13 protein-coding genes, 2 other RNA genes and 1 pseudogene are annotated in these 12,350 nt (G+C 33.1%); 9 read left to right on the top strand and 7 right to left on the bottom strand.

The window, feature by feature from the left end:
* Window positions 1-5 precede the first annotated feature (5 nt).
* Window positions 6-95, bottom strand: an RNA gene (ffs, locus tag AAGD74_RS00160) — signal recognition particle sRNA small type.
* 61 nt (window positions 96-156) lie between these two features.
* Between ffs and AAGD74_RS00155 the strand changes: the two genes are divergently transcribed.
* A complete protein-coding gene (locus AAGD74_RS00155; RefSeq protein ID WP_077188315.1) occupies window positions 157-558 on the top strand; it encodes a WPE palindromic element domain-containing protein in 402 nt (133 codons plus the stop codon).
* Window positions 555-1,208 carry a glutathione S-transferase family protein gene (locus tag AAGD74_RS00150; RefSeq protein ID WP_065094500.1) on the top strand — a complete coding sequence of 218 codons (654 nt, stop codon included), beginning with the start codon at window positions 555-557 and terminating at the stop codon, window positions 1,206-1,208. The genes AAGD74_RS00155 and AAGD74_RS00150 overlap by 4 nt, the downstream gene beginning before the upstream one ends.
* 1 nt (window position 1,209) lies before the next feature.
* Here the strand turns inward: AAGD74_RS00150 and AAGD74_RS00145 are convergent, their stop codons facing one another.
* A complete protein-coding gene (locus AAGD74_RS00145) occupies window positions 1,210-1,857 on the bottom strand; it encodes an O-methyltransferase (RefSeq protein ID WP_341810649.1) in 648 nt (215 codons plus the stop codon).
* A 249-nt stretch (window positions 1,858-2,106) separates the two neighbouring features.
* Between AAGD74_RS00145 and AAGD74_RS00140 the strand changes: the two genes are divergently transcribed.
* A complete protein-coding gene (locus tag AAGD74_RS00140; protein WP_338482539.1) occupies window positions 2,107-2,385 on the top strand; it encodes a DUF2671 domain-containing protein in 279 nt (92 codons plus the stop codon).
* Between the two features lie 29 nt (window positions 2,386-2,414).
* Here the strand turns inward: AAGD74_RS00140 and AAGD74_RS00135 are convergent, their stop codons facing one another.
* The 3 genes from AAGD74_RS00135 to ssrS form a co-directional block, all read right to left on the bottom strand.
* Entirely contained in the window at window positions 2,415-3,119 is a 705-nt protein-coding gene (locus AAGD74_RS00135; protein WP_077188317.1) for a DsbA family protein, read from the bottom strand.
* A 54-nt stretch (window positions 3,120-3,173) separates the two neighbouring features.
* Window positions 3,174-3,653 (bottom strand): type II toxin-antitoxin system RatA family toxin, encoded by a 480-nt coding sequence (locus AAGD74_RS00130; protein WP_265029970.1) that lies wholly within the window; start codon window positions 3,651-3,653, stop codon window positions 3,174-3,176.
* A gap of 1 nt (window position 3,654) precedes the next feature.
* A non-coding RNA gene (gene ssrS, locus AAGD74_RS00125) (6S RNA) lies at window positions 3,655-3,816 on the bottom strand.
* 102 nt (window positions 3,817-3,918) lie between these two features.
* On the opposite strand from ssrS, the gene AAGD74_RS00120 reads away from it, so the two are divergent.
* The gene (locus AAGD74_RS00120) at window positions 3,919-4,509 is read left to right on the top strand and encodes a phospholipid-binding protein MlaC (protein ID WP_186809128.1); all 591 of its coding nucleotides are present in this window, start codon (window positions 3,919-3,921) and stop codon (window positions 4,507-4,509) included.
* A complete protein-coding gene (locus AAGD74_RS00115; RefSeq protein WP_265029969.1) occupies window positions 4,506-5,795 on the top strand; it encodes a bifunctional folylpolyglutamate synthase/dihydrofolate synthase in 1,290 nt (429 codons plus the stop codon). The genes AAGD74_RS00120 and AAGD74_RS00115 overlap by 4 nt, the downstream gene beginning before the upstream one ends.
* On the opposite strand, the gene AAGD74_RS00110 is transcribed toward AAGD74_RS00115, so the two are convergent.
* Both AAGD74_RS00110 and AAGD74_RS00105 read right to left on the bottom strand, forming a co-directional pair.
* A complete protein-coding gene (locus tag AAGD74_RS00110) occupies window positions 5,763-6,725 on the bottom strand; it encodes a J domain-containing protein (RefSeq protein WP_077188321.1) in 963 nt (320 codons plus the stop codon). The genes AAGD74_RS00115 and AAGD74_RS00110 overlap by 33 nt on opposite strands.
* Window positions 6,726-6,852: 127 nt before the next feature.
* Window positions 6,853-7,685 (bottom strand): annotated as a pseudogene (locus AAGD74_RS00105) (IS5 family transposase).
* Window positions 7,686-8,268: 583 nt separating this feature from the next.
* Here AAGD74_RS00105 and recA point away from each other — a divergent pair.
* The 4 genes from recA (at window position 8,269) to AAGD74_RS00085 (ending at window position 12,349) form a co-directional block, all read left to right on the top strand.
* Entirely contained in the window at window positions 8,269-9,336 is a 1,068-nt protein-coding gene (gene recA / locus AAGD74_RS00100) for a recombinase RecA (RefSeq protein ID WP_010963008.1), read from the top strand.
* A 187-nt stretch (window positions 9,337-9,523) separates the two neighbouring features.
* On the top strand, window positions 9,524-10,216 hold the full coding sequence (locus AAGD74_RS00095) for a phosphatidylserine decarboxylase (RefSeq protein ID WP_007548750.1): 693 nt from the start codon (window positions 9,524-9,526) through the stop codon (window positions 10,214-10,216).
* Window positions 10,213-10,983, top strand: a complete 771-nt coding sequence (locus tag AAGD74_RS00090; protein WP_015589351.1) for a CDP-alcohol phosphatidyltransferase family protein — start codon at window positions 10,213-10,215, stop codon at window positions 10,981-10,983. Before AAGD74_RS00095 ends, AAGD74_RS00090 begins: the two co-directional genes overlap by 4 nt.
* A 22-nt stretch (window positions 10,984-11,005) precedes the next feature.
* On the top strand, window positions 11,006-12,349 hold the full coding sequence (locus AAGD74_RS00085; protein ID WP_038199325.1) for an alanine/glycine:cation symporter family protein: 1,344 nt from the start codon (window positions 11,006-11,008) through the stop codon (window positions 12,347-12,349).
* The last annotated feature ends 1 nt before the right edge of the window (window position 12,350 follow it).

The following is a 12,350-nucleotide window of genomic DNA, read 5'->3' as shown; positions in this document are numbered from 1 at the left end:
AATAATGAAATAGGTATGCAACCCAAAAAGGTTCTGATATGGCTGCTTCATTTCTGATCTGACCAAATTACAGAGTTTTTGCCTGCATACCTTATAAAATATTATACTTTTTTTTTTATTTAGCAAGGTATATCCTATATTAGTCTTATAATTTATATGTTAGACCTCTTGCAACATTACTTTAAAATAAACGAGAAGTTAGCTGTCATGCAAGTCACTACAAGATTGTCACTCCAATGTTTATTTATGTCATTTCAGCGCTTATTTATGTCATCCCAGTGCCTAGGCATACAGCTGTATGAATGTTGTGATATAAGAGCAATTTTTACCGAAAAGGATGTCATCCCAGTGCTTGACTACTTGGATCCAGAAAACTTAACTGTAAATGAGCGCACTAGGCAATTGTATAACAAGAACTGGATTCCAGTGTCAAGCACTGGAATAACACCACCTGCTACGCAAACTTCTGTGGACTACAAAGAAAGTTCGTACAGTTGTAGGTCAAGCCATAGAGTAACAAAAAAAGGATATTGGTATACCAAAAGAGGAACATTATGATTTTATATCATTTTCCTCTTTGTCCATTTTCACGAAAAGTTAGAGCTTTTCTAAAAGAAAAAAAATTAGGCTGTGATCTAGTGTATGAAAATCCGTGGGAAAAGCGGAATGAATTTATGGAGATCAATCCAACCGGGCAAGTACCAGTGTTAATAGATAATAACTTTGTAATAGCGGATAGTAATGCCATTTGTGAATATATAGAAGAGACTTACAATAGCGACGTCAAATTACTTGGTTCATCCACTATTATTAAGTCTAAAATACGCGCTCTAATCAATTGGTTCGATAACAAATTTTACAATGAAGTTACTAAGTATATTATGAATGAAAAAGTAATTACTAACCGCAGCCCTGACTCTAGATTTCTTCATGCAGCTCAGCATAACCTGCCTTGCCATATGGAATACATCGAACACTTAATTAACAAGAACGTTTGGCTTGCAACTGATAAGTTCACTTTAGCTGATATTACTTTAGCATCGCATATTTCCGTAATGGATTATGTAAGTAGTTTTCCATGGGAAAAAAGTAAAATTTTAAAAGAATGGTACTCCATTGTTAAATCAAAGCCTTGTTTTCGTGAGATATTATTAGAGAGGATTTCTGGTTTAATCCCTCCTAAACATTATGCTGACCTTGATTTTTAACTTATGTTAGCTTTAAAGCTACAGTCATTCCTTCATCAGTTGGAATCAATATAGAGAAATATTTTTTTTCATCTGATAATCTATTATTAAACTCCCTCATGGCATGCCATGATTTTTCTGATACTTCTTTTGGAGGCGATTCTAAAAATACTGTGTTAAACAGTAGAGTGTTATCTGCAACGATTAGCCCATCTTTTTTAATATATGACTCTGCCCAATCTAAATACTCAGGATAACTACTTTTGTCAGCATCAATAAATATCATGTCAAATGGTGCTTTTGCTGATAATTCATTAATTTTTTCCAGTGCATCGCCTTCTATTAGAGTAATTTTATCACTTAGATTAAAAGCACTAAAATTTTTTTTTGCTATTCTTGAGTGTTGAGGATTATTTTCTATTGTATATATATGACCGTCTTTTAGTAGAGCTTTTGCCATGCAAATCGACGAGTAACCGTATAACGTGCCAATCTCAACAATACTTTTGATTTTTTGGATTTTTATAAATAAACTTAATAGCTTTCCTTCTTCAGGGCCAATTTGAATATGTTGCTTTTTTTCAAGAATACAATATTCTTCTATTTTTTTATATTCTTTTGCAAATAGATTTCTTATGTATGACAATTTTATACTAAAATTATTACGCATATATTATAAATTAGGGAGACTTAATTCATACACAATTTATAAATATAATAATATAGTTTAAAATAATAAAAACATTTATTTTAAGTTATTATTTCATAGTATAAAATTTTAAGTGACAAAAATTATTATATATCGTACTATAGTTAACTAGTATAATAAACAGTCGATTATTATGCTAGAATTAAAGGGATTGTTTATGCGCATTTCTCTTTTTAAAATATAATTTTTATAATCAATTAGAGGGGTTATATGTCTTATACTATTGCTGGTGAAGTTGAAACGTTAAACAAAAAATCTAACAAGAATGAAGGGGTTATGTTACTACATAGTCCAGCTTATCGTGAAAAGTATAAAGAACGTTTTGATGAAGCTCAGAGAAAAGTTATGGATATGGTTCAGTTTTATGATGGGACAATAGTATTAATAGAGAATAAAATCGCTATGTATTACTACACTTGGCACAGTAAAAAAAGAGAGTTTGAGCGTAAAAAACAACAAACAGTAGTGAAAAACAATGACTCAGCATAGAGTCTTTTATATGGTAAGCTACAGTGGTATTACTTCACTATAGCTTTTCCATATAATTTATCTATCACATTAGTGAAATATTTCAGCTCTTTATACCCTCCATGTTTAACTTTATTATGCTCTATATATGATTTATCATCGTTAAGCTTGATGAAAAATATTGGAGTGGCTGTGATACCAAGTTTATTAATTGCCAGTGATTTATCATTTACGATTTTATCCATTATTTTCTTATCATTAATGCATTGGTTAAATGCATCTTGCTTTAAGTTGCTTAGTGCAGCAATTCTTTGTAGTAAAGTCAAATCACTTAAATTGTAGTAATTCCACGAATCTATTGAGTTAAAAACAGCTTTGTTAAAATTAAAGTAGTCTTCTTGTTTTTCGTAGCAATGACTTAGCATTGCAGCCTTTAGCCCTCTGTAATCCAAAGGAAAATGACGAAATATATATAACATCTTACCTGTGTCTATATATTTCTCTTTAATTTTAGGAAAAACATTCCTATGAAAAAGAGAGCAGTGATAGCAAGTTAATGAAGCATATTCTATCATTAGAATTGGTGCTTTTGGATCTCCTAATAATTTATCATCAGGTAATGGCGATAATAGCTCATTTGATGTTATTTCATTGGGTTTTTTTTGAATGTATTGGCTATCGTATAAATCTTGCTTAACAACTGCATAAGAATTAACACTTATGAAAATTAATAAAAACAATAGTCTAAAAATCATTACAATCTAAACACTTAACTTACTGAAAAAAATTATACATTTATATTAATAATGTCAAGATAACTTTTGTTTAGCAAGGCTTTCAGCCCTATCTTTAAATGCAGCAATTATTTTACTTTGTGTATATTTATATACTGAGTTTAATAGGGTTGAAAATGAGTTGGACTTAAACTTAAACTCTATATAAAACTTTACCATAGTTTTATTTTCATCTATGGGAATGAATTGCCATTTATTGCATAGATGTTTAAATATTCCATTTGATGATACAGCTTTTATCCAACCTTCATTTGTTCTACTTGGAGAAAGAAAGGTTACCTCTGATGTATATCTTCCTTTAATTCCATGAAAAGCTGCTAGAAGGTCCACAACCATTTGATTGTCAATTTTTTCTTTTATATAAACGGCTTTGCACCAAGGAACAAAATCAGGATACCTTTCAACATCAATTACAATTTGGAATACTTCATTAGGCGAACATAGGAAGGTACCTTGTTCTCTGTATTGATGAAGCATAAATTTAGTACCAATCAAAAAAGGATCCGTATCTACCGTCAGCCTTAGTAGATTCCTGAGACCTGAAGTTAAGGTGGGCATCGCATATTAGTTTCAACGAAACCAGCAGAGGCAATTCCCTTCTCTAGAAATTATCGCTCGGGAAATTTAACTTAACTCATAACGCATAGCACAGACCCCTACTTGAATTATAGATGATTTACACAGGGCATGTCTATAGGTATATTAAAAGTCAGCGATTATTATTTAATCTTTATCAAACTTTGCATTTTAAGTATATCTTATGAATATTACTAAAGTTTTAATCATTATTGTTTTTATTGTAATTTCTTCAAGAGCTTACACTAGTTGTACAGATCACAAAATTTTTGTGCATACTATGAAGCAACAAGTAGACAGCATATCTACAAAAGGAAATAGAAAAAACCTAGAGCATGTACACGAAAAGCTTCAGGAGGTCATTCAGAATAATGTTAACCTCAAAGAAATATCTCGATTTGTCATGGGAAAATATGGGGTTTTGACTACCCAGAAGGAAAGGGAAGATTTCTTAAGAGAGTATGAAGTGTATCTTACACGTTTGTGCGTTAAAATTTTATCTAAATACATGAGTAATAGTGAAATGATCATAATGAGTACAAAAGCAGTTGACGATGAAACTTGCTTAATTGGCACAAGGTTCTCTTACGGTGATGAAGAATTTACAAATATTGATTTTAAAGTTACTAAAAATCACAGTTCTTTCTTGATAAGTGATGTTGTAATGAGTGGAATAAGTATTGCTATTAATCAACGTTCTCAATTTAGTGAGAAGATTGACACGCATGGCATAGCAAGTGTGATAGGTGAATTAAAATGTAACAATAATCTATGATATATATGCCTCATTGGCCTAAGCCACTTGGTAGCAGGCCGAATGATTTTTCTCTTGATCGCATAAAAAGCTTTCTTAGTAAACTAGATAATCCCGAGAAAAAAGTGCCTCCCGTAATTCATATAGCTGGAACTAACGGGAAAGGCTCAACACTAGCATTTATAAGATATATAATGCAAGCAGCAGGGTATAAGGTACACGCATACACTTCTCCACATTTGGTGAATTTTAATGAAAGAATAGTTATTGCAGGCAGTTATATCGACGATAATGAATTATATAGCTTGTTAGAAGAATGCCGTGCCGTAATTGCAGAACAACCTATCACTCTGTTTGAAGCTGCAACTATTGCAGCTTTTTTAGCTTTTTCTCGTCATAAAGCCGATATAACTTTAATTGAAGTGGGTATGGGTGGGAGACTTGATACAACAAATGTTATAGATAGTCCGATTTTAACAATAATTACTTCCATTGCACTTGATCATACGGAATATCTTGGCCCTACTGTAGAGACCATAGCAGGTGAAAAGGCTGGAATAATGAAACCTAATGTTCCTTGCGTAATAGCACCACAAGAAAAATCTATAATGAATACACTAGAATTCCATGCAATAAATAAGAAATCTCCTCTGTATAGAGGAGGTTTTGAATGGAATTGCAAAAAAAAGAACAACAAAATGGTTTTCCAATCAGCTATTCAATCAATAGAATTTCCTTTGCCGTCTTTAAAGGGTGATCACCAAATAATCAATGCAGGCAATGCTATTGCAGCATGTAGCATTTTGAGTGGAAAATATGGATTTGATATTGGAGAAGAGGATATCACTTCAGGTTTACAGTGCACTTATTGGCCTGCACGACTGGAGCGTATAAAAGAGGGCAATTTAATTTCTTTACTACCAAAAGATTGGCAATTATTTTTAGATGGTGCGCACAATAATGATGGTGCTAGAGTACTATTTCAGTGGGTAAGAGATAACTTTGCTGAAGGTGTCTATATAATTTTTGGTGTTACTCGTAACAGAAATGTAGAAGAGTTCTTAGAACACTTAAAACCATATATCAAGTTATTATGTGCGGTTTGTGTTAAATCTGAGCCTAAAGCAACAAATACAAACTTGATTAGGGAAAAAGCCAATAACATAGGAATAAAAGCAATGGAGTGTGAGTCAATTGGCGATGCAATATCAAATCACATATTAAAAGCCTCTATCCAAAACGTCAAAACCATACTGATCTGTGGCTCATTGTTCCTAGCTAGAGACTTCGCTATGGAGAATAGCTAACTTTGATGATATTAACTGACCGATGGGGAAATAACTTTGATTGCTCATAGTACTGCTTGGCTTTTCGTTATCGACTTCTATAAACTGATCATCACCTTTAAATTGCTCCTCAATTGAATTTATAGCTGTCTTTTTGAGAATATAATTACTTGCAGCATTTAAAATAGGTGAAGTAACAATTAAAAGCGTGAATGGTAATGAAAGTAATAAGCCGGATAACATCATAGAGTTAGTTATACCAAAGCCGTTGGCAACTAAATCTAATCCCACACCGAAAAACATTAAAGATGTACAGATTGTGTTGCTCAAAATAACTGAATTTTTTAGCCACTTTAATTTAGTCCTATCACTCTTTGAAAAATTTTCGCATTCTTGGTCAAAGTTAAACAATAATAAAATATTAGTCTGATGATTAAACTCTTTCCCATTTCTAGTATAAATGCTCTTAACAGCTAGACTCAAAATAGATCCTGCTAACAAGGGAGCAAGAAAACCTACTGCTATTGGTACATTAGAAGAAATACCATTAATTATTAAAAATGCAATTGATGTGAAGGATACTAAAAGAACTCCTAAGAGATTTGAATAAGAAGAATATTTTACATAAGCAGTTACATTATTGTTAATTGACTGCTGCTTATTATAGAGTTTATTTCTGCACTTATCATCTAAGTATTTTTGCAATTCTTCATAACTGCGACTCCACAACTTACCGCGTAATTCTTTTATTAAATTATTTCTTTTATTGAGACCTTTCTCCAATGGCTCTATTATAAATTCTTCAAAAAATGGCTTATTTAATGCAATAACCTTAAATTTCTCCTCCGCTTCTTTATTGTTTGGGTTTTTATCTGAGTGATATTTTAACGATAATTTACGGTATTGTTGACTAAGCTTTTTCTTAATATTCTTAATGTCAGAATTTACCACATCCTCCTTTTGAATATTAAATGTTAAAAACAACTGCTTTAAAGCGTGGTACTCATTTTCATTCAAAACATTTCTAGCCACATTACACCTACAAATTAACTAAGAGGTTGTCCGGAAACTAGTAAATTCAAGCATATTCCCTCTTTAACATAACCCTACTCATAGCTAGGTATATGAAATTCTCAGTGGATGTTGTGAGTAAATCATACTCCTTCGATAGCCTTCTATTCCTATTAACCCAAGCAAAAGTCCTTTCTACAACCCATCTTCTTGGCTGTACTTTAAACCCTTGTTCTCTTGTTGGTAGTAGCTCAGGTGGCGTATCTTTGTGCACCCAAAATCTACATGGAGGCCTTGTAACAATTTCAATATCTATGTCATATTCTTCCTTTATGTGATTCTTTAAATTTCTTCCTTGGTATCCCATGTCAGCCCACATTTTTTTAACTTTAGTATATTTTGTTCTCATATTGTTTAATGCTATTTTAATACCATCTCTATCATTTTCGTTAGCAGCGCCTACGTAACAACCTAGTATAAAACCCTGAGTGTCTGTAATTATATGCCTTTTTCTACCCTTTACTTTTTTACTTCCATCATAGCCTTTGATCCCCCCTTTTCTGTAGTCTTTACAGATTGACTATCTACTATACAGGCACTCGGCTGCTCATTCCTTCCTATTTTTCTTCTACTATATTTTGTAATTTCATAATTCATTTTCTCAAAAATTCCCTGCTTCTTCCATTGCCTGAACTGCTCATACACAGTCTTCCATAGCGGAAAATCATTTGGTAAATACCGCCATTGACACCCTGTACGCAATACATAGAAAATTGCTTCTAATATTTCTCTTTTGCTATACTTTGGCGGCCTTCCTCCTTTCTTGTATGATACTCTGAAGTGTTTTTCTATTCTTGCCCATTCCCTTTCGCTTAGATCTGTTGGATACTTTTTTCTCATCTTTACCCCGTACTAAAATTTCAGATATTATAGCCTTTTACTTGTTTCCGGACAACCTCTAACTATTAATGTTCTATAATATACATATTTCCAAACTATGTCAATTATTTCATAAATATCTTTGGTAAAAATTATTTCTGTTATGACTAGCATGATAAGTGTATGAAGCGACTAAAATTGTCATTACAGCGCTTAGTGTACGACAGTGCTCCAACATTTAGGGTTGCAGTTTTCATGGCAGATCTGAGTAGCTGACCCATCTAAGAGGTGTCATTCAAGTAGCTGACACTGGAATGGCTTTGTTGCATCGCACCTTATACGGTAGTAATTTACAATAAATTCATGTAGCCATTTCGAATTTAGTCATTTCAGTGTTGGCTACTTGGATGACACCACCTGCTATGCTGCAAATTGCAACGTTCGTACACTAAAGTATAGTGTGTTACTAACGAAGGCAAACAAATATCTGCTTTATGAAAACGTTAATATTTTTCATTGAAATAATACATAAATACTAGAAAAACCTTGGCAGGTTATTCGCGTTTGATTATCATAGAGAATTATATAAATTAATAAATGATCCATGGCAAGTAACCCAGAAGAAAGAAATAGTGATAAACAAAAAGCGCTAGATAACGCAATAAGCCAGATTGAAAAAGCATTCGGTAAAGGTGCAATAATGAAGTTGAAGCAAAACCCTGTAGAAAAAATAGACACAATATCCACAGGATCAATTGCGCTTGATTCGGCTCTAGGTGTTGGAGGTCTGCCAAAAGGGCGTATAATTGAAATATTTGGCCCCGAGAGTTCTGGTAAAACCACTCTTGCCTTGCACGTGATTGCTGAAGCACAAAAAAAAGGAGGATCATGCGCATTTATCGATGCAGAACATGCATTGGATGTCTTATATGCTCGTAAACTTGGGGTAAGCACTGATGATTTAGTGATTTCACAACCAGACACTGGAGAGCAGGCGTTGCATATTGTTGAGTATTTAGTGTGTTCTGGTGCGGTTGATGTGATAGTTATTGACTCTGTCGCAGCATTAACTCCAAGAGCTGAAATTGAAGGTGATATGGGTGATCAACATATGGGGCTGCAAGCAAGGCTTCTAAGTCATGGGCTACGGAAACTAACCTCTGCCGTTTCAAAAGCGAACTGTATATTGATATTTATTAATCAAATTCGTATGAAAATAGGAGTAGTGTATGGAAATCCTGAAACTACCACGGGTGGAAATGCATTAAAATTCTATACTTCTGTAAGGCTTGATATAAGAAAAGTTGGTGTAATAAAAGACAAAGAAAATATTACAGGTAATGAAACAAGAGTTAAAGTTGTAAAAAATAAAGTTGCTCCTCCATTTAGAGAAGCGAAATTTGATATAATGTACAATGAAGGTATATCAAAACTCGGAGAAATAATAGATATGGGAGCAAAGCTTGGTGTGCTTGAAAAAGCAGGCGCTTACTATTCATATAACAACACACGTCTTGGGCAAGGAAGAGAGAATGTAAAAACTTACCTAAAAACAAACAAAGAAGTCGCAAATGAAATAGAAACGAAAATCAGAGATTTACTCAGAAATCATGATAATTCTATCATAATAGACGAGGATAGTGAGCAACTTTTAGAAGAATCAGTTTTCTGATCTAAACTTAGGCATTAGATTTTGTGTTGGACGGGTTGTTACAGTATGACGGTAATTCTATGTGCTAATATAACAATCTGTAATGTTACCTTGTATCAAAAAGACTTTGCTGAAGCAGTTAAAAAAAGCTTTTCATGAGAAATTATAAATGATAAATTGTTAACAATAGGTTATTGTTAATAAGATTATGTGTTTTGGTTTACCTAATATAAACAGGGAAGGTTATTCATTTATAGTAGTTTCCTTTATAGTAACGTGTATAGCATTCTCTATATCTTGGGGGTTTGGCGTTACGTGCTTGTTTCCGACATTATTGTGTACTTATTTCTTTCGTGATCCAGCAAGAGCTGTGCCAAACAATAAGAATCTTATATTAAGTCCTGCTGATGGTGTGATTTCAAAAATTGAAGAAGTTAATTATCCTTTATCAGCGGAAAACGGAGAGGAGAAGAAGTTTACGCTTGTTAGCATATTTTTAAGTGTTTTGAACGTCCATGTGAACCGTATACCAATATCTGGTACGATAAAGGAAATGAGTTATAAAAAAGGCAAGTTTGTATCCGCAATGAGCAATAGGTCTAGTAATGAAAATGAAAAGCAGGTTATTGTAATTGAATACGAAAAGGGGAAAGAAATTATTGTGGAGCAAATAGCTGGATTAATTGCACGTCGTATCGTTTGTAATTTAGGAATATCCCAGAACGTAAAAGCAGGTGAAAGGTTTGGAATTATAAGGTTTGGCAGTAGAGTGAATATCTATGTTCCTGCTGATACAGAAGTCAGAGTTTCAGAAGGGCAAACTGTTATTGGTGGTGAAACAATTATAGCAAACTTAAATAAGGAAAACGTTCAAGAGAAGCTTACTTTTGACGTTATATGAATAACGATGGAAGTAACAGTAGATTCTTACCTATTACTAAATTATTCCCAAACTTTATAACTTTATTGGGTTTATGTTCTGGTCTCACTTCACTTAAATTTACATTTAATGAACAATGGGAATTCTCAGTAATTTTTATCATCATTGCAGCAATAATAGATGGAATGGATGGCAGAATAGCTAGAATTCTAAAATCAACTAGCGATTTTGGAGCCCAGCTTGATTCTTTTGCAGATTTTCTAAATTTTGGTGCAGCGCCTGCATTTCTTTTGTATTTTTGGAAGCTAAACGAAATCAAAGTCATAGGTTGGATTTTAGTAATGATATACGTAATCTGCATATCAATAAGACTTGCAAGATTTAATGTTTCGCTACACTCAGAACAACCATACTGGGAAAAATTTTTCTTTTCTGGTGTTCCAGCTCCAGTGTGTGCTTTACTTTCTTTGTTACCAATAATTATTACCTTTCAATCTCATGAGAGTGAATACTTACTTCTCATAGAGCGATTTTTTAACACAAGAAACGTAGCTTGTTACTTTCTGGCCATTTCATTTTTTTCGATAAGTCACATTCCAACTTTCTCTGCAAAATATATTTATATTCCCAAAAGCCTATCCTATATATTTGTGTCATTTTTTGGAGTACTTATTGTATTTTTCATCAGTAAGCCCTGGATGACTCTACCAATTTTAGGTATAGTGTATACACTTACTATTCCAATAAGCATCGGGTTTTACATATATTTTACATATAAAACTCGTTAGCTAACAAAAAATAGAAAACTGCATGATTTTGAAGATAAGTGAACTATTAAATTCATTTCTGTATATAAAGATATTCAACATTCCATTTATAATTATTTGGGTAATTGCAACTGGAATCTTTTGTACTGCCCAGTTCAAATTCATTAACTTTAGGTTACTTAAATATGGAATACAGACGCTATTCAATCTAAAGTGTAATAACAGCAACAATGGCATAATCACTCATATTCAAGCGTTTGCAACAGTAATTTCAGGAACAGTTGGTCTTGGAACAATATCAGGAGTTGCAATAGCTATCACAATAGGGGGCCCAAGTGCAGTTTTTTGGATGGTAATTACCGGAATACTTGGTATGTCGATAAAGTTTGCCGAGGTGGTGCTTGCATTTACTTATCGCTCTGAAAATACAACTGGCGGGGCTTTTTATTACATGAAGTACGGGCTTGCAAAAATTGGATTTGCAAAAACTGGTAGATTTCTTGCCTTCACTTATGCGATTATGCTACTTATTGCAATGATTTTGGGCGGTATACCATTTCAAGCAAATCAAATAGCAGCACTATCAAATAACCTCCTAGAATACAACGCATCCATTATTATATCCCTGCTTGTCTTTATTGTAATATTGGGAGGAATAAAGCGCATTGCTTTCGTTTCAACGAGCTTAGCACCAATTATGATAGTGCTATATGTGGGTATGTGTATATATTTAATTTATGTAAACGGAAGTAATTTGCTGAATGCTCTATCCATAATATTCCAAGATATCTTCAATAAATCAGCTATAGGAAGCGGAGTATTGAGCGGATTAATAGCCGGAGTGAGAAGATCAGTGTTTGCTAACGAAGCAGGTACCGGAACAGCAGCTATAGCACATTCAGCTGTAAAAGAAGAAGATCCAATTAAAGTTGGGTGCGTTGCAATGATTGCACCACTTATAGACACAATATTAATCTCATTTTTGACTGGTATTGTGATAATTATCACTGGTATGCATAGCACTGATAACGTGGGTGATATTACACTAATTAGTTCGATATTTTCAACAGCTTTGCCCTTGTTCAGCAAGTTAGTTTTTCCGCTAATGATGTTTTCCTTTGCATTTTCCACAATAATAGCTTATTGTTACTACTGTGAAGTTGCTTTGCTGTATTTATTTGGTAGTAAAAAAATACTGATACCGTTCCAAATTCTTATAGTGGTTTCAGTGTATATCAGCTGTATGTCAAAGAATATAGAATTTATATCTTATCTAGGTGACAGTTTGTTTATGTGCCTTATGATTCCAAATGCTGTTGCAATATATCTACTAAGAAGGGAAGTTTTGAATACAATAGATTCTTATTACAATTCTAAAGGGTATTAAC

Source organism: Wolbachia endosymbiont (group A) of Campoletis raptor, assembly GCF_964026755.1.
GTDB lineage: Bacteria > Pseudomonadota > Alphaproteobacteria > Rickettsiales > Anaplasmataceae > Wolbachia > Wolbachia pipientis.
The sequence above is the reverse complement of the archived record's forward strand: the minus strand, read 5'-3'. Positions and strand labels throughout refer to the sequence as shown.